The sequence below is a fragment of the Thalassospira tepidiphila MCCC 1A03514 genome, assembly GCF_001662875.1.
Lineage (GTDB): Bacteria > Pseudomonadota > Alphaproteobacteria > Rhodospirillales > Thalassospiraceae > Thalassospira > Thalassospira tepidiphila.
Genome location: NZ_JPVZ01000001.1, coordinates 877,571 through 894,564, shown reverse-complemented (window position 1 = coordinate 894,564; position 16,994 = coordinate 877,571). Strand labels below are relative to the sequence as shown.

General features: G+C 56.0%; 20 protein-coding genes. 14 read left to right on the top strand and 6 right to left on the bottom strand.

Going from position 1 to position 16,994, the window contains the following annotated elements; translation table 11 throughout:
* The first annotated feature begins 52 nt into the window (after positions 1–52).
* From TH4_RS03910 to TH4_RS03860, 11 genes are all read left to right on the top strand, one after another.
* Positions 53–1,429 carry an ATP-binding protein gene (locus TH4_RS03910; RefSeq protein WP_008888466.1) on the top strand — a complete coding sequence of 459 codons (1,377 nt, stop codon included), beginning with the start codon at positions 53–55 and terminating at the stop codon, positions 1,427–1,429.
* 27 nt (positions 1,430–1,456) lie between these two features.
* Complete coding sequence (locus tag TH4_RS03905) at positions 1,457–2,026, top strand: EndoU domain-containing protein (protein WP_083996961.1); 570 nt, start codon at positions 1,457–1,459, stop codon at positions 2,024–2,026.
* A 39-nt stretch (positions 2,027–2,065) separates the two neighbouring features.
* On the top strand, positions 2,066–2,398 hold the full coding sequence (locus TH4_RS03900) for a hypothetical protein (RefSeq protein WP_064779961.1): 333 nt from the start codon (positions 2,066–2,068) through the stop codon (positions 2,396–2,398).
* A 122-nt stretch (positions 2,399–2,520) separates the two neighbouring features.
* Positions 2,521–3,603, top strand: a complete 1,083-nt coding sequence (locus TH4_RS03895) for a serine hydrolase domain-containing protein (protein WP_245227722.1) — start codon at positions 2,521–2,523, stop codon at positions 3,601–3,603.
* A 154-nt stretch (positions 3,604–3,757) separates the two neighbouring features.
* Entirely contained in the window at positions 3,758–4,636 is an 879-nt protein-coding gene (locus tag TH4_RS03890; RefSeq protein ID WP_064779960.1) for an HpcH/HpaI aldolase/citrate lyase family protein, read from the top strand.
* Positions 4,637–4,759: 123 nt separating this feature from the next.
* On the top strand, positions 4,760–5,809 hold the full coding sequence (locus TH4_RS03885; RefSeq protein WP_064779959.1) for a MaoC family dehydratase: 1,050 nt from the start codon (positions 4,760–4,762) through the stop codon (positions 5,807–5,809).
* Positions 5,810–5,911: 102 nt separating this feature from the next.
* Entirely contained in the window at positions 5,912–7,018 is a 1,107-nt protein-coding gene (locus TH4_RS03880) for an endonuclease/exonuclease/phosphatase family protein (protein ID WP_064779958.1), read from the top strand.
* A gap of 367 nt (positions 7,019–7,385) precedes the next feature.
* Positions 7,386–7,766, top strand: coding sequence for a succinate dehydrogenase, cytochrome b556 subunit (gene sdhC, locus TH4_RS03875; RefSeq protein WP_008888453.1), 381 nt, complete (start codon positions 7,386–7,388; stop codon positions 7,764–7,766).
* A gap of 26 nt (positions 7,767–7,792) precedes the next feature.
* Positions 7,793–8,176 (top strand): succinate dehydrogenase, hydrophobic membrane anchor protein, encoded by a 384-nt coding sequence (sdhD, locus tag TH4_RS03870; protein ID WP_008888452.1) that lies wholly within the window; start codon positions 7,793–7,795, stop codon positions 8,174–8,176.
* A 4-nt stretch (positions 8,177–8,180) separates the two neighbouring features.
* Entirely contained in the window at positions 8,181–9,977 is a 1,797-nt protein-coding gene (sdhA, locus tag TH4_RS03865) for a succinate dehydrogenase flavoprotein subunit (protein ID WP_064779957.1), read from the top strand.
* Between the two features lie 25 nt (positions 9,978–10,002).
* Positions 10,003–10,785 carry a succinate dehydrogenase iron-sulfur subunit gene (locus tag TH4_RS03860; RefSeq protein ID WP_008888450.1) on the top strand — a complete coding sequence of 261 codons (783 nt, stop codon included), beginning with the start codon at positions 10,003–10,005 and terminating at the stop codon, positions 10,783–10,785.
* A gap of 97 nt (positions 10,786–10,882) precedes the next feature.
* On the opposite strand, the gene TH4_RS03855 is transcribed toward TH4_RS03860, so the two are convergent.
* Complete coding sequence (locus TH4_RS03855) at positions 10,883–11,227, bottom strand: type II toxin-antitoxin system RelE/ParE family toxin (RefSeq protein WP_064779956.1); 345 nt, start codon at positions 11,225–11,227, stop codon at positions 10,883–10,885.
* Positions 11,217–11,486 carry a ribbon-helix-helix domain-containing protein gene (locus tag TH4_RS03850; RefSeq protein ID WP_064779955.1) on the bottom strand — a complete coding sequence of 90 codons (270 nt, stop codon included), beginning with the start codon at positions 11,484–11,486 and terminating at the stop codon, positions 11,217–11,219. The genes TH4_RS03855 and TH4_RS03850 overlap by 11 nt, the downstream gene beginning before the upstream one ends.
* A gap of 262 nt (positions 11,487–11,748) precedes the next feature.
* Between TH4_RS03850 and TH4_RS03845 the strand changes: the two genes are divergently transcribed.
* Positions 11,749–12,429, top strand: coding sequence for a tetratricopeptide repeat protein (locus TH4_RS03845; RefSeq protein ID WP_245227721.1), 681 nt, complete (start codon positions 11,749–11,751; stop codon positions 12,427–12,429).
* 6 nt (positions 12,430–12,435) lie between these two features.
* A complete protein-coding gene (locus TH4_RS03840) occupies positions 12,436–13,110 on the top strand; it encodes an HAD family hydrolase (protein ID WP_064779953.1) in 675 nt (224 codons plus the stop codon).
* A gap of 6 nt (positions 13,111–13,116) precedes the next feature.
* Here TH4_RS03840 and TH4_RS03835 read toward each other — a convergent pair whose 3' ends face one another.
* From TH4_RS03835 to puuE, 4 genes are all read right to left on the bottom strand, one after another.
* Positions 13,117–13,623 (bottom strand): ureidoglycolate lyase, encoded by a 507-nt coding sequence (locus TH4_RS03835; protein WP_064779952.1) that lies wholly within the window; start codon positions 13,621–13,623, stop codon positions 13,117–13,119.
* A gap of 12 nt (positions 13,624–13,635) precedes the next feature.
* Positions 13,636–14,652 (bottom strand): allantoicase, encoded by a 1,017-nt coding sequence (gene alc / locus TH4_RS03830; RefSeq protein WP_064779951.1) that lies wholly within the window; start codon positions 14,650–14,652, stop codon positions 13,636–13,638.
* A 76-nt stretch (positions 14,653–14,728) separates the two neighbouring features.
* A complete protein-coding gene (gene uraD, locus TH4_RS03825; protein WP_064779950.1) occupies positions 14,729–15,256 on the bottom strand; it encodes a 2-oxo-4-hydroxy-4-carboxy-5-ureidoimidazoline decarboxylase in 528 nt (175 codons plus the stop codon).
* 17 nt (positions 15,257–15,273) lie between these two features.
* Positions 15,274–16,191, bottom strand: a complete 918-nt coding sequence (gene puuE, locus TH4_RS03820) for an allantoinase PuuE (protein WP_064779949.1) — start codon at positions 16,189–16,191, stop codon at positions 15,274–15,276.
* A 446-nt stretch (positions 16,192–16,637) separates the two neighbouring features.
* On the opposite strand from puuE, the gene uraH reads away from it, so the two are divergent.
* Positions 16,638–16,991, top strand: coding sequence for a hydroxyisourate hydrolase (gene uraH / locus TH4_RS03815; protein ID WP_064779948.1), 354 nt, complete (start codon positions 16,638–16,640; stop codon positions 16,989–16,991).
* Positions 16,992–16,994 lie beyond the last annotated feature (3 nt).

The following is a 16,994-nucleotide window of genomic DNA, read 5'->3' as shown; positions in this document are numbered from 1 at the left end:
AAAATTGCCCATATAGTGCGCTATAGGGCAGGCAGCTTTTGGGGAGCACCATATGACGACCATGATCGAGCATCCCGGCGAACAGGATTTTCTGCATCGTTTGATGCTTGATAACCCGTGGTGGGATGGCGTTACCGATGATCAGGTGCAAGGCCTGCCGCAGCGGGCGTTTTTCAAGCGATTTTGGGCGGCGATCGAAAAGAATGACGGCCAGAAGGCGGTTGTTCTGACGGGCCCGCGCGGGGTCGGCAAGACCGTGATGATGCGCCAGGCCGTTGCAGAGCTTTTGAATGCCGACACGCCCAGACGCCATGTTTGCTATATCTCGCTTGAACATCCGCTGTTTCTTGAAGTTGATCTGCCGCGTTTGCCGAAGTTGCTGCGCTCCATGCGCGGTATTTCGGCCGATCATCCGCTTTGGCTGTTTATTGACGAGGTGTCCTATCAGCGCGACTGGGAGGCCAGCCTGATCAAGTTGCTCGCCGCCGACCCGATGTTGCGCGTGGTAGCGGTTAGTGCGCTCGCACCTGCGGGCGATAATGCGGAATATATCCAAAGCCTGTTTTTACCGCCTTTCAGCTTTGCCGAATATCTTGAGCAAAAAGGCATCGCACCCAGTGATGTCTTGCCCGAAACGCCCAATGTAGGGCGCTATACCGCCGATGTGCCGGACGGGTTGATTGAACTGAATGATCTGTTTGAGGACTATATCAACGAAGGCGGTTTTCATGCCGCCAATGGCGAGGCCGGGGCGATCCACCGGTCGCTTCATTCCGATTTGCCGGGCCTGCATGGCATTTCAAGCCCGTCGGATTTGCATCGGTTGTTTGCGCTTCTGGCCTATAACACCGGTTCGGAATTTTCGATCGAGGGGCTGGCGCGCGAGCTTGATATCGCCAAGAACACGCTTCGGCGGTATCTTGAATATCTTGAAAGTGCCTGGCTGGTGCGCCGTCTGGAACGTGTGGATCAGGACGCCAAACCGTTTCAGCGCGCAGTGGCGTTCAAGGTGCACCTTATTCATCCGGGCTTGCGCACCGGTTTGATTGGCGTTCGGGCATCTGATAGTGCCACCATCACACGACTGGCGGAAACCGCGATCCAGACCCAGTTCCTGACGTCAAGTGTCGGGATGGAAAGCCTGTATTACGCGCGCTGGGGGCAATATGAGGTGCCGTTTGTCTTCCTTGATCGTCGCTCCGGTACGCCACTTTTTGCCTATCACTGCCTGTGGCGCGATGAAGCAATCCGCAAGCCCAAGGAAATCCGCGCCCTGGTCAATTTCCGGGGCAGTCATGCCCTGCCACTTGGGGCGTTTGTCCTGACCAAGGCGCAGTGGCATGGCGGGAAGCTTGGCGGGGTGCCGATGCGCTTTGAGCCGGCCAGTGTGCTGGCCCTTCGGATCGGGCTTGAATTTTCGCAGCTTTGATTTGGTGTGCTGGGAAGGAGGTCTTTGATGACTGGGCTTTTACGGTTTTGCCTCTGCTTTTTTGTCGGGATGGTGTTGCCGGCGATTGCGTTCGCGCAGGCACAGGTTGCCTGCCCTGCCGAGCCGCACTGGAGTAACACCACACCGCCGATCAATATCGAGCATGTCTTTTGCGGTGAGGTCGATGGCAATCGGGCCAAGGGTTTTCATTCTCGCCCGGATGGCATCAATCCGGCCAGCGTTGCCGACGTAAAAATAACCCAGGCGCCAAATGCCAGCGGTGTTTACGGCGCGACCATCACACTGGTGAACCCCTCTGGACCCAACCCATCAAAATTTTCGACCATGTACCCCGACACATGCAGTCAGGCCGAGGTCGAGAAATCGATTATTTATGCCTATGACCATCAGGTTGCCTGCCCGACCGGCGCGCCGCATTGGGCATCTTGCGGGTTTAACCGACCCGAAGGCGGATCGGTGGCGGGGGCGGGATACTGCGTTGGCCCGTCGGAAGACGTTCGGTTTTACATCGCCTTTGCCACACTCAGTCACGGGGCGAATGCGGGCAATATCAACACGGCCTTTCCGCTGTATTGAGCAAGGGGAGCAAGCAGCAGGTGATGAAAGTTTTTTATAATGACCGCCGGTGATTTTCCGCTGCCCGACTGGCCGGGCAAGGTGACTGATGATCCGGGGCATGACCGGATTGCGGCTTGTCTTGTGATGGATATCGGGCGCGCGGACCAATGGGCGAGTGAGGTGCTTTTGCGGGTTGGTCGGGTGCGCCAAGGCCTTGAACCCTCTTGGGAAATGGCGATGAATGCCTACATCATAAATGTCGGGCCGGACACGACCGAGATCGCGCCGGTTTATGACGAAGCGGGTGAAAGCCCGGTAACGGTCCGCACCAATGATCTTGAGGCGTCGCTGAGGGCATGGATATCAAAGCTCTCGGAAAGTCCGGATTAACCGGGCGGAAAGCAATTTGCCCGAAGCTGGGCGTGGTTGGACAGGATGAGTAAAGCGATTTGAACCCGGCATTCTGGCGTATTCCCGCATGTGCGATGGCGATATTGGCGGTGGCATTTGTCATGTCCGCGAGCCATCCCGCATGGGCGCAAAGCGCAAGCACCAAGGACGCGCCATCTGACCCGCTGGAAAAATTCCTGCATCAATATGTCGAGCATGCTGGTCTTCCCGGCGCGGTGGTGGCGATTGGCTATGGCGAAGGCAATGTGCGCTATGCTGCGACCGGTTATGCCAGTGTCCGGCCCGAAACCGGCATGACGCGGGATCGGCAGTTTTATATCGGATCGCTGACCAAGATGATGACAGCGGTTGTGACCCTGCAACTGGCATCCGAGAAGCGAATTGATCTGGCCGATCCGATTGGTAAATACCTGCCCGAGGCCTTCCGCGACCGCATTGCCAATGCCGATCGTGCGACCATTCGTGATTTGCTGCGCAACAGTTCGGGCATTCCCGATTACCTTGATGGCGAGTTCTTTTTCGAGCTGGTCGGACGCGACCCGCAGCATGGCTGGCGCAATGTCGAGTTGTTGCCGTTGATTGCCGATCGGGAAGCCTATTTCGCGCCGGGCACAAATTATGCTGCCTCGAACAGCAACTTCATCCTGCTTGGCGTGATGATCGAGGCGGTCGAGGGTGACCATATCGAGGCAGTGTTTAACCGCCGGATTTTTGAACCGGCCGAGATGATCAATACATCCTTTGGCCGGTATCCGCGGCCCGCATCACTGGCCCGGGGCTTTGATGATGCCAATGGCGACGGTCAGCTTGAAGACGTCACCGATTACGATGTCGGCGATCAACTGGCCGATGGCGGGGTGATTTCCACGACCGAGGACTTGGTCAAATTTGCCCGTGCGCTTTTTGTTGAGGGTGTGCTGTTGGGGCCGAACGCGATCGAGCGGGCAACGACCGATACCGTTTTTGCCGGTGATGGGTCTTATGGCTATGGGCTTATGATCGGCTCAAGCGACTGGGGCTCGGTCTGGGGCCATGACGGGATCTATTTTGGCTATTCCGCGGAGTTCTCCTGGTTCCCGGAGCAGGACACGGTGGTGGTGTTTCTCGCCAATGGCCGGGCGCTCAATGAAGTGCCATCAGTCACCAGCATGCTGATGACCGGTTTGTTCGGCAAGCCGGAATAGGGACACCTTGCTGCGTTGCTAATGATTCCCTGCCTGCGGCGGGCTCACTATGCCGCACCGCAAAAAGTGGCTTGCAGTGAAAAGCGAGTTTGGGTAATTTTCGTAAAAATAAATATCAAATATTGTACGAATATTATCAAACGGGAGATTCCTGATGGCTGCTGCCCCACGTCCGCGCCGCTCTGTTTTGTATATGCCGGGATCGAACGCCCGTGCCCTTGAAAAGGGCAGAAGCCTTCCGGCCGACGGGCTTATTCTGGATCTTGAGGATGCGGTGGCACCCGATGCCAAGGATAGCGCGCGGGGTCAGATTGTAAGCGCGCTGGCCGAAGGCGGCTATGGCAAACGCGAAATCCAGATCAGGACCAATGGCCTGAACACGCCGTGGGGCTATGCCGACATTGTTGCGGCATCCAAAACATCGGCGGATGCCATTCTGCTGCCGAAGGTCGAAAGTGCCGATACGGTGCGCCAGGTTGCCAATATCATGGAGGCCGAAGGCGCGCACGCAGGCATGACCATCTGGTGCATGATGGAAACCCCGCTTGCGATGCTTAATGCCAAGGAAATTGCCGGGGCGCACCCGCGTCTGGGCGGGTTTGTCATGGGAACGTCGGATCTTGCCAAGGATCTGAACTGTGCGCATACCCCGGACCGGCTGCCGATGGTGACCAGCCTTGGTCTGTGCCTGTTGGCGGCGCGGGCCTATGGGCTTGCGATCCTTGATGGTGTGCATCTTGATCTGTCCGACGATGCCGGGTTTGCTGCATCCTGCAAGCAGGGGCGCGCGTTTGGCTTTGACGGCAAGACGCTTATTCATCCCAAAACCATTGCAGCGGCCAATGAAGCCTTTGCCCCGGCAGAGGCCGAGATCGAATGGGCGCGTAAAATCATTGCTGCCCATGAAGAAGCCAGTGCCGCAGGCAAGGGTGTTGTCGTGGTCGATGGCAAGCTGATTGAAAATCTGCATGTGGTGTCGGCCAAGAAGCTGGTCGCGATGGCCGATTTGATTGCGGAAATGGACGCCGCCTGAGGGCCGCAACAGCATCAGACAAAACAGGTCGCGCCAAGTAACGAAAATGGCTGCATTCAAGACAGCCAAACTGGCGCGCACCGGTATTTTACAGAAAATCCGGCCTTTCAGGGAGGCAATCGAATGTCAAAGACCAACCCGGGCAATTATTTTGAGGATTTCCAGATCGGACAGGAAATCCGCCATGCCACCCCGCGCACAATCACAAGCGGGGATGTGGCGCTTTATACCGGGCTGTATGGCCCGCGCTTTGCCGTGCAGTCGTCTGACGAGTTTGCCCAAAGCATCGGCTATAAGGCCGCGCCCGTCGATGACTTGCTGGCCTTTCACATGGTGTTTGGCAAGACGGTGCCCGATGTGTCGCTGAATGCGGTGGCCAATCTGGGCTATGCCGGGGGCGTGTTTGGTGTTCCGGTCTATCCCGGCGATACGGTCAGTTCGGTTTCGACCGTGACCGGGATCAAGGAAAATTCCAACGGCAAGACCGGTGTGGTGTATGTCAATTCCGTCGGCCGCAATCAGCGCGGCGAGATGGTGCTTAATTACAATCGCTGGGTCATGGTGCGCAAACGCGATGAGAGTGCCCCGGCCCCGGAAACGGTCCTGCCGGAATTGCCCGGCGTGGTCGCGCCCGAGGCATTTCAGATCCCGGTTGGACTTGATGTATCGGGCTATTCGACCGAGCTTTCCGGATCACCGCATCGTTGGGATGACTATTATGTCGGCGAAAAGATCGATCATGTCGATGGCATGACCCTTGAAGAGGCCGAACATCAGATCGCAACAAGGCTTTATCAAAACACCGCCAAGGTCCATTTCGATCAGGTCGCGGCCAATGGCGGTCGGTTTGGCAAACGTCTGATTTATGGCGGGCATATCATTTCGCTGTGCCGTGCCCTTTCATTCAACGGGCTTGGCAATGCGTTCCGGATTGCCGCGATCAATGCCGGTGCGCACGCCAATCCGGCCTTTGCCGGGGATACGATTTTTGCCTGGTCGGAAGTTCTGGGCAAGTTTGAGCTGCCCGGTCGCCGTGATCTGGGCGCGCTTCGCCTGCGTCTGGTGGCGGTGCGCGATCGTCAGGCGAGTGACTTCCCGCTGAAAGACGCGGATGGCAAGTATCAGTCTGATGTGTTGCTTGATTTTGACTACACGGTGCTGATCCCGCGCTGACCCGGCGGATCACATTAAGGTTGTTTTGCAAACTGTCACTTTAATTCAAGGTTGAATAAGGTAAGCTTTCTTATTCACCTTGAACGATCAGGCAGATTTGCGATGACCAATGTTAAGCCCATCCAGGATATCGAACCCGCTGTGCATCGACGCTTTGTGGCCGAAGCGTTGCTGCGTCTTAAGGCGCGCCTGAAATCGGAAATTATCGAGGGTGCAGAGGCCGAAACACAGAGCCTGCGTTTTGCGACCTGGAACTTGATGCATTTTGGCAATGGCGGGGCCTATACCCGTGAGACCGAGTCGATGATGTATATCGCTGAAATCATCGATCATTTCGATCTGGTCGCCATTCAAGAGGTGAATGACAACCTTGATGCGCTAGACGCGCTGATGCGCGATCACCTTGGTGGTGCGTGGGATTATATTGTGACGGATACCACCGAAGGCGGGCCGGGGAATAGCGAGCGACTGGCGTTCGCTTATCGCAAATCAAAAGTCTGGTTCCGCCGTGAGGCTGGTGAAATTGTACTGCCCAAAGGCCAGGAGATCGCCATTCCCGGAAGTTCCGAGACGCAAAAGGATCACGTGCAATTTGCCCGCACGCCGTTTGCGGTGGCGTTTCAGTCAGGATGGTTTCGGTTCAAGCTTTGCACTGTGCATATCTTTTACGGCAATGCATCCGACACCAGCGCGGAGATGGCCCAGCGACGCGATGAAATTCGCGAAATTGCGTCATTCCTCAAAGCACGGCAGGTGCGCGAACAGGAAGCCCATGGCAAGGCTGCCAATTATATCCTGCTTGGTGATTTCAACATCGTCTCGCCAGAGCATAAAACGATGGAGGCACTGGAGAGTGCCGGATTTATCGTTCCTGCCCCCATCAAGGAGTTGCCATCGAACCTGACAGGCAACAAGCATTATGACCAGATTGCTTTTCGGCTGGCGGATGATCGGTTCCGGCTGTTGCGATCTGGCGTGTTTGACATGTTTGATGTCGTCTATCGTGACGCGGATGCAGAACATTATCTTGATGATGTCTGGGGGACGCAATTTGACCGCAACAGTGACGGTGATCTGCGGGACCGCGATCAGAAGATCAATTATTTCAAACGGTACTATCGCAAACACCAAATGTCGGACCACAAATTGCTGTGGTGCGAAGTGCGGACGGATTTTTCACCAGATTACCTTCAGGCCGTTCTGGATTGACCAGCCCGAAAACGATCAGATGGTTGTAAACATGCTGGTCCAGAGTTGATCGCGGGGGAAATAATCCTCATGTCTCTTTGAGTTGGACCTGATCGCAAGTCTGTTTCCTTGCGTAAGAAGGTCTAATTGTGCGATTGCTAAAAGCACGTTACGCCGTGTGTGAAGGGCCCGTGTCCTTCGCAGCGCCCTTCCCGCAGGGTGTTTACGGTGTCTGAGAGGTCAACCTACGTAGTTTAACGGAGGCAGTTGAGGCGTTTTGTCACTGATTTCTTTGGTTTACAAAGGGGTTCAGATTGACTCAAACCCGCTGCATGGGTAAATAAACCCTGCTTTCCCGCCAGCTACTTTGAGAAGAGGCAATTCCGCTATGAGCAAAGCCAATCGGCCGCTGTCTCCGCACTTGCAGGTGTACCGGCTTCCGATGACGGCAAAGATGTCCATCTCCTTCCGCGTGATGGGTGTCGGCCTTGCCATTGGTTTCGTATTTTTGGCGTCCTGGCTGATTGGTGCCGGCGCTGGTCGTGAAGCCTTTAACGGCTATCACGGATTTTTCACCTCGTGGTTTGGTCTGCTGCTGCTGTTCGGTTGGACGGCGGCGTTTTATTACCACGCCTGCAACGGGATCCGTCACCTTGTCTGGGATACCGGTCGCGGCCTGACGAATGAGGGTGCTGCCAAAGGCAACCCGATCGTCCTTGGCGCGGCAGTCGTGCTGACCATTCTCACCTGGATCATCGGTCTGGCCTAAGGCCGGGCAAGAGGGGACAACTTGTCATGAAGATGCAATCCGATCTGGGCCGTGTCCGCGGTCTCGGTTCTGCCAAAAGTGGCTCTTCGCACTGGTGGACCCAGCGCGTTACGGCTGCTGCAAACCTTCCGCTCGGCATCTGGTTCATTGTTTCTATACTTGCCGGGCACACGGCGAATTACGATGCCGTTCACGCTTGGTTGAGCTCGTATTTCCATTCAACCATGATGATCCTGATGATCGTCAGCGTTGCCGTGCATTTCACGCACGGCCTGCAGGTTGTGATCGAAGATTATGTGCATAACCGTAAAGCAGAAGTGATCTCGCTGATGCTGATCAAGGCGGTCGCAGCGTTCTTGTCTGTGGCGGCCATCGTATCAGTCCTGCGTATCGTTTTTGCCGGAGCCTGAGCCAATGAGTGAATCTTATAAAATTATCGACCATAACTACGACGTCGTTGTTATGGGTGCGGGTGGCGCGGGTTTGCGCGCGACACTGGGTACGGTTGAAGCCGGCCTTAAAACCGCATGTATCACCAAGGTCTTCCCGACCCGTTCGCACACCGTTGCTGCCCAGGGCGGTATCGGTGCATCGCTTGGCAACATGTCCGAGGATCACTGGCAGTGGCATATGTATGACACCGTCAAGGGTTCGGACTGGCTCGGTGACCAGGACGCGATCGAATATATGTGCCGTAACGCCGTTCCGGCGGTTCATGAACTTGAACATTACGGCATGCCGTTCTCGCGGACCGAAGATGGCAAAATCTATCAGCGTCCGTTCGGTGGCCACACCCGTGACCACGGTAAGGCGCCGGTTGAACGTGCATGTGCCGCAGCTGACCGTACCGGTCACGCCATGCTGCACACGCTCTATCAGCAGTGCCTGAAGCACAAAGCGGAATTCTTTGTCGAATATATCGCCCTTGATCTGATCATGGACAAAGACGGTTCGTGCAAAGGTCTGGTGGCCTGGGATCTCGATACCGGTGAGCTGCATCGCTTTAACGCCAAGATGGTCATTCTGGCATCTGGCGGTTATGGCCGTGCGTTCTTTAGCTGCACCTCGGCCCATACTTGCACCGGTGACGGTCATGGCATGGTGGCCCGTGCGGGCCTTGGCCTTCAGGATATGGAATTCGTTCAGTTCCACCCGACCGGCATTTACGGTTCAGGCTGCCTGATTACCGAGGGTGCCCGTGGTGAAGGTGGTTATCTGACCAACTCCGAAGGCGAGCGTTTCATGGAACGTTATGCGCCGACCGTTAAGGACCTTGCATCGCGTGACGTTGTGTCGCGTGGTATGGCACAGGAAATCCGTGACGGTCGTGGTGTTGGCGAACACGGCGAATACATCCACCTGCACCTTGAACATCTTGGTTCGGAAGTGCTGTGGGAACGTCTGCCGGGTATTACCGAAACCGCGAAAATCTTTGCCGGTGTTGATGCGACCAAGGAACCGATCCCGGTCCTGCCGACGGTCCATTACAACATGGGCGGTATCCCGACCAACTATAAGGGCGAGGTTCTGCGCCCGACCGCCAAAGACCCGAACGCGATTGTTCCGGGCCTGATGGCCGCTGGTGAAGCAGCCTGCGTTTCGGTTCACGGTGCAAACCGTCTGGGTACGAACTCGCTGCTTGATCTTGTTGTGTTTGGCCGTGCCTGCGGCATGCATGCCGCTGAAGTGGTCGATTCCAAGGCATCCTTCAAGGAGCTTAAAACCACCGATGGCGACGAGGCGATTGCACGCTTTGACCGTCTGCGTTGGGCAAAAGGTTCGCGTCCGACGGCTGATATCCGTCTGGAAATGCAGCGCGTTATGCAGGGTAACTGCGGCGTGTTCCGGACCTCGGAAATCCTTAAAGAAGGCAAGGACAAGCTCTCTGAAACCGCCAAGACGCTTCCCGACGTCGGTGTTTCGGATCGCTCCCTCATCTGGAACTCGGACCTGGTCGAGACTCTCGAGCTTGAGAACCTGATGACCTGTGCCGCTGCAACCATGAATTCGGCAGAAGCGCGTCATGAATCGCGTGGTGCACATGCCCACGAAGATTTCCCGAAACGTGATGACGAAGTCTGGATGAAGCACACGATTGCGACGGTCGACACCGAGAAGGGCTATGGCGTTGATCTGACCTATCGTCCGGTCAACAACTTCACCCTTACCGATGAAGTGTCGTATATCGAGCCGAAAGAGCGCGTCTATTAAGGCGCGGCAAGAGAGGATTTGAGAGATGGTAGAATTCAATCTTCCCGCCAATTCGGTCGTCAAAGAGGGCAAAACGTTCTCTGCGCCGGCTGACGCGAAGAATGTCCGTGCGTTCAAGATTTACCGTTTTGACCCGGACAGTGGCGACAACCCGCGTACCGACACCTATGACATCGACCTCGACAAGTGCGGGCCGATGGTTCTCGACGCGCTGATCAAGATCAAGAACGAGATCGACGCGACGCTTACTTTCCGCCGTTCTTGCCGTGAAGGCATTTGCGGTTCGTGCGCGATGAACATCGATGGCCGTAACACGCTTGCGTGTCTCAAGCCGATCGAAGACATCAAGGGCGAAGTCAAGATCTATCCGCTGCCGCATATGCCGGTGGTCAAGGATCTGGTGCCGGATCTGTCCCAGCCTTATGCGCAGCTCGCCTCGATCGAGCCGTGGCTTAAGGCCGACAGCCCGACCCCGCCGGATGGCGAACGTCTGCAGTCGCGTGAAGAACGTGCGAAGCTTGATGGTCTTTGGGAATGCATTCTGTGCTTCTCCTGCTCGACTGCGTGCCCGTCTTATTGGTGGAACTCCGACCGTTACCTCGGCCCGGCTGTTCTGTTGCAGGCATATCGCTGGTTGGCAGATTCGCGTGACGAATATACCGGTGAACGTCTCGACGCACTCGAAGATCCGTTCCGCCTGTATCGTTGCCACACGATCATGAACTGCACCAACACCTGCCCGAAAGGCCTGAACCCGGCGCTTGCGATCACCGAAATCAAAAAGATGATCGCAGAACGCCGCGCGTAAAGCCGCAGGCTTGTTGCCCTGATATTGGCGTTTGACGCCAGCTTGTTAAAGCCGCCGAGGATTGATGATCCCGGCGGCTTTTTCTTTTGAAATCTGACTATTGTAACAGTCTGGCAAGCATATGGCGTACGTGATCCTGACCGCCAAAGAAGATGGCGAGGATGCGGACTGTTTGTGCGTCCTCAGGCACGTCAAACCAGACAATGGCGCGGCCGAGTGTTACGTGACGAAGTCCGGGTAATATTGCGTCATGCAAGGTGCCGCAAAAAGGGGTGTTGCCGAGTTTTTCGATGTCGCTATGAATATCGAGAAGGCGCTGCTGAGCGTGGGAAACGGCACTGTCGGGGTTTTCACCAAAGCCGACATAGCTTTCAAACAGAAAGTCGAAAATCAGGTCAAAGTCACGTTCGGCATCTGCCGAATAGATGACCTCATAGGTCATGCGATGCACGTTTCTTGGTCGCGATTGCTGAAATCTGGTTTTTCATCTCTGTGTTCGAGACGAACTTACCTTCGCGCCGCGCTGTAATGATCTGTCTAAGCGCCTCGGTCTCAAGAGAATCGGTTTCGGATTTATGGCGCAGTAACTCAAGGCCCTGCTGCAGCACGGCGCTAACACTGGGATATTTTCCCTGTGCGACCAGTTCGCGGGCAAAGGCGTTTTGGCTATCTGTCAGAGAAATAGACGACTTCACGGTCATTGATGTTCTCCTTTGTTGGATAGATGGTGCTACCCAGTAGTATTCATGTCAAGTTCCGGCTGTGAATTTGTCGTGCTTTGTTAATATCTGTCTTACGCAAAACCGCTAAGGTTCTGGTCTGGTTTTCATCAAGCAGGGAACGTTCGCCTTGTCCCATCGCGTTATTTCATCTGTTCGTGCTTTTGCGCCTTTTCTTGGTTTGGGTTTGCTTTTGGGTCTTGCCGCCTGTGGGGAAACTGCGCCGAAGTGGGAGGCGCAGGATATGTTTGCTGCGCCCACCGAGCAAAAGGTTGATGACCGTTATCGGGCGATGATTGATTTCAAGGCCATGGCGCGCGATGCGGCGGGCAAGGAATATGCCGCCGGGCCGAATGCCACGGTGATTGGCGCAGTCGAGGAAGCGGTTGCCATGTGCCAGCAGGCCAATGCACAAGGGTGCAAGGCGGTGCGGGTCGGGCTGACCTGGGTGGATGGGCTTGATCAAAGTGCGATTGAAAGCGTGATCACATCTTACCGCGATACCATGACGGCCGAGGCCTATCAGGCGGCAGGGCAGGGCAATATGGGGGCGGCGAACTGGCTGGCCTATCATTATGCGGTGCGGGGCGAAAACCTGCAGGAAGCCGAACGCCTGTCAAAGCAAGCCTTGCAGGTGGCCCCGGATGATGCCGGTGCGCTCGATACCTATGGCCTGATCCTGTATCGACAAGGCCGTTATCAGGAAGCCGAAGAAGTCTTTATCCGTGCCAACAAGGCAATGCCAACAGCCGAGCATATCGCGCATTTCGCCGATAATGCGCTGGCGATGGGCAAGACTGAAATGGCCCGCGCGGCCTACCAGCGCGCATTGGAGGCGGGGGCTGGCCCGGTTCTGTCGCAGACCATTCAGAAGCGCTTGTTGGCATTGGACCTGAATGGCGGGGCGGCGGCCCCGGCGCAGTAGGTTTGCATGATCCAGCACATCATCTTTGATTGTGACGGTGTTCTGATCGATAGCGAGATTTTGTCTTTTGCTGTCGACGAAAAGCTGTTGCCAGATTATGGCGTTAAGATCACGGCAAGCGAATTGGCGCGTGATTTTGGCGGCGTGACCTATGGCGAGATGATTGCCGCGCTCAATACCCGGTTTTCTGCCGATATTGATGCAGTTTCCTATCAGGAACGGTGCGAAGCGGAGCTGGCCCGAACCTTTGAGACCCATCTCCGGGCGATTGCCGGTATTCCGGACCTTTTGACCAAGCTGTCAGTGCCGATTGCCTTGGCGTCGGGCAGTGATCTGGCGCGGCTCGATAAATGTTTGCGTCTTACAAGTCTTGAAGGCTTCTTCGAAGATCGGGTGTTTTCCGCAGAGCAAGTGGCGCGCGGCAAACCGGCACCGGACGTTTTCCTGCTGGCGGCCAGTTCGTGCGGCTGGATGCCAGGACATTGTCTGGTGATCGAAGACAGCCCATCCGGCATCGTGGCAGCCAAGGCAGCAGGCATGCAGTCTGTCGGGTTTTTGGGCGGGGCGCATCGCAGCGATGCGGATGCCGACATTCTGCGCGATGCCGGGGCAGGGTATGTTGCAGGTAACAGCGCCGATTTGCACAGCTACCTGCAAGGTCTTTGTCTGATTTCTGCTTAAGGCGGGTTATGCCCAATCAAGGGTGATGACCTCGCCATCGACCAGCGGCAGGTCGACTTCATTGAGGTTGTTGCCGGGACCGCTGCGATCCACGATCAGAAAATCGCTGTCTTCTTCAAGCACGAGCAACGGGTGATGCCAGACGTTTTTGGCGTAGGTAACACCTTGTGTGCCATCAGAAAGAAACGCGCGCAGGTCTTCGGGTTTTGGCGTTTCAGTGCCCGACGCGACGACAATCAGGAACTTCTGACCCGCAAGCGGGATGAAGGCCTGCGAGCCCAGCGGGTGGCGTTCCATCATCTTGATTTCAATAGGCTTTGGACGCGGCGTGCCGCGAAAGATGCTGATGATCGGGGCGCCGCCCTCATCCCCGACATCAACGCGCGAGATATCATGAAACCGGGTCGTTGTGCCCTGATTGATCTTGTAGGTATCGCGTGCGGTGGTGGTCGAGATCACCTCGCCAAACGGGGCGAAGGCATCAGGGGTCAGATATTCGATGGGAAGCTGCATGACCCTGCCCCGTTACTTGGTCGGTTTTCCGAGAATGCGCAAACGGCTGATGCCGCCATCGGGGATCGAGTTGACACGAAGGTGGGTCACCGGACCATTGACGGTAAGTGCGGATGTATCGAATTCGTGGATATGGTCTGCCTGCATTTTGCTTTCAGGCAGGATGGTCGACCAGAACATCGAACGTGCACGCAGCGACTTGTCCTTTTCGCCGTCGACAAACGCACCCTGAATGGAAACGCGGTCGGGATAGTTGCCCTTGAAGTGGCAGGTGTCGACGATGATTTTTTCGATTTCGCCCGGGTGGCCCAGTTCGACAATCAGCCATTCATTGCCCGGTTCGCGACGACGACGGGTTTCCCAGCCATCGCCCATATTAACCCCGCGACCCGGGGCCAGAATGGCATTCGGGTTGCCGTAATGGGCATCCGACCAGCCAACAACCACACCGCCATTGATCATGGCGGCCAGATCGACCTGTTCGCCCTTGGCAGCCATTTCCGTCCAGTCGCGGTTCGGACGACCATAAACGCGCAGACGTGCGACACCCCCATCGGGATAGATATGCAGGCGCACATGGGTATAGATCGCCTCCGACGTGACGTCGGCATAGTGATGCGCACTGGCACCAAGGCCCATGGGAGCAACGATTTCATGCCATTTGGTGTCGCCGGTCGGATCGCCACTTGGGCAATAGCAGCCTTCAAGCGATGCGGCCGGCGGGAAGTTGCCGGTGAAGTGGCTGGTATCGATATCGACACCGTAAATGCGGCCCGATGTTGCCAGACGGACCACGCAATAATCATGGCCTTCGACCCGTTTGCGGCGGCTTTCCCAGCCATCCATCCATTTGCCGTGATCGTCATAGCGGTCAGGATAAAACACCGCGTCGGCGGTTTGCAGCATGCGCTGCTTGTCGGCGAAGAAGTCGTCGGTCGCAAAGATTGCTTCTGCGCCCAGACGTTCGTCGGCCAGATTGACAAAGCGCCGTGCAAATTCCGGTGCGTCGGTGTTTTCCTGATGGCTCATGGTCTTTTTATCCTGAAATGGTCGTTTATTATCTGGCGGTCACAGGTGTTTGCTGCTCGTGGTGCTGTGGTTAACCCTACAGCGCTTCGAGCCGCAATTTGGCAATGCGGTGAACCTGTGCGATCGCCTCATTGAATTCGGTTTCCGGGTCGTTTTTCACGCGCCGCTCGAACGCTTCGAGAATATCGGTGCGATGGAAACCCTTGACGGCAAAGATGAACGGAAAGCCGAACTTCTGTTTATAGAGATCATTAAGTTCGGTAAAGCGGGCAAGTTCACCTTGTGTGCATTGATCAAGCCCGGCACCCTTTTGTTCGCTTTGTGATGACTCGGTCAAATCGGCCAGCGCAAGCTTGCCCGCAAGATCGGGGTGGGCGCGCAGAAGCGAGAGTTTGTCGTCATCAACCGCGCCATTGACGATGGCCGCCATGGCATCGGCAAGGGCCGCAGGGTCATCGAGGTTTTTGGCGATGCCGCGTTCATAAAGCTGATGGGCGACCCACGGAGAATGTTCGTAAACCCAGCCATAAAGCGACACGAACGCGCTCTCGGCGAGTGTGCTGGGCGGGCGGGTTTCAAACAGGGATTGGGTGGTTTCTGTCATTGGGACCTTGTGTTTATTTATTCGCCGCCAAACGGGTGATGTTCGCGCCAGTGACGGGCGATATCAATCCGGCGGGCAAACCAGACATTATCGTGGCTCTGGACATAATCGACAAAGCGCTTGAGCGCTGCGAAACGGCCCGGACGCCCGACCAGACGGCAATGCAGGCCGATCGACATCATGCGCGGGGTTTCGGTTCCTTCTTCATAAAGGGTGTCGAAGCTGTCCTTGAGATATTGGAAATACTGTTCGCCGGAATTGAAGCCCTGCATGGCGGCAAAGCGCATGTCGTTGGCATCAAGGGTGTAGGGCACGATCAGGTGCGGGGTTTCTGTCTGGGTGCTCCAGAACGGGAGTTCGTCACTGTAATCATCGGCGTCATAGAGGAAGCCACCTTCCTCAGCCACCAGACGGCGGGTGTTGGGGCTGGTGCGGCCGGTATACCAACCCAGCGGACGTTCGCCGGTGACGTTTTTGATGATCTCGATCGCCTTGTGAAGGTGTTCGCGTTCCTGATCTTCTGGTATGTATTGATAATCAATCCAGCGATAGCCGTGCGAGCAGATCTCGTGACCGTCCTTCATGGCGACTTCGCCGACCCTGGGATGGCGGGCCAGCGCCATGGCAACGGCAAAGATGGTAATCGGGATCTGACGTTCGCGAAACAGGTTCAGAATGCGCCAGACGCCAACGCGCGAGCCATATTCATAGATCGACTCCATGCTCATATGGCGGACACCTTCGCGCATGTCAGCACCGATGATTTCCGACAGGAAGGCTTCGGACGCGCGATCGCCATGCAGGATGCAGTTTTCGCCGCCTTCTTCGTAATTCAGCACGAACTGAACAGCAACGCGCGCCTTGTTCGGCCAGTTGGCCTTGGGCGGGTTTTCACCATAACCAATCAAATCACGCGCATATGTCTGGTCGTTCATGCGAACCTTCTCCTGAATTCTGTGGGATTGATCCCGTACGCCCGGCTTTGTTGTCGGGCCTGTTTGGTGTAGCATTAACCATCGGCCGCAGCGCAGCAAGAAAGAAACCTGCGGATGCTGGGCCAACGACGTGCCGCACTATCAAGGCTGTTTTGATAATGTTCCTGGACGGGATCAGATCGGGGCCACGTTTTTCGCGGTCTTTCACGGCGTTTTTCCTGTGTTTCCGTTCATAATGCCTGAAACTGTTGTCTTCGTTTTTCAAAGATTTGTTGATATAGTTTCACGTTATCCCCTCTTTCCCGAGGGTGGGTCCTAATGCGACCCTTTTTAAATCGCTTAAAAAATGGTTCGGCACAAAAACACAAACAGAATGCCGACCACGGGGAGAAGCGAGAGACCACCGAAAATGAATAGAGATCGTACATTCAGAGAGGAGGCCCGGCATGGGACGACTGACCACCCATGTACTGGATACGGCAAAAGGCTGCCCGGCCGCCGGAATCCGCATTGAGCTGCATCGCTTTGGCAACGGCCATGATGACATGGTTGCCGAAGCCGTGACCAATGCCGATGGCCGCACCGAAGGCCCGATGCTTGAGGGGGCCTCTTTCAAACCCGGCCAGTATCAGCTTGTTTTCCATGCCGGTGATTACTTTGATGCCAGCGGTACGGAGCTTCCCGATCCGAAATTCCTCGATCAGGTCGTGATCCGGTTCGGCATTTCTGATGGGCAGGCGCATTACCATGTGCCGCTGTTGCTGTCGCCGTTCGGCTATTCCACCTATCGCGGTAGCTGAGGA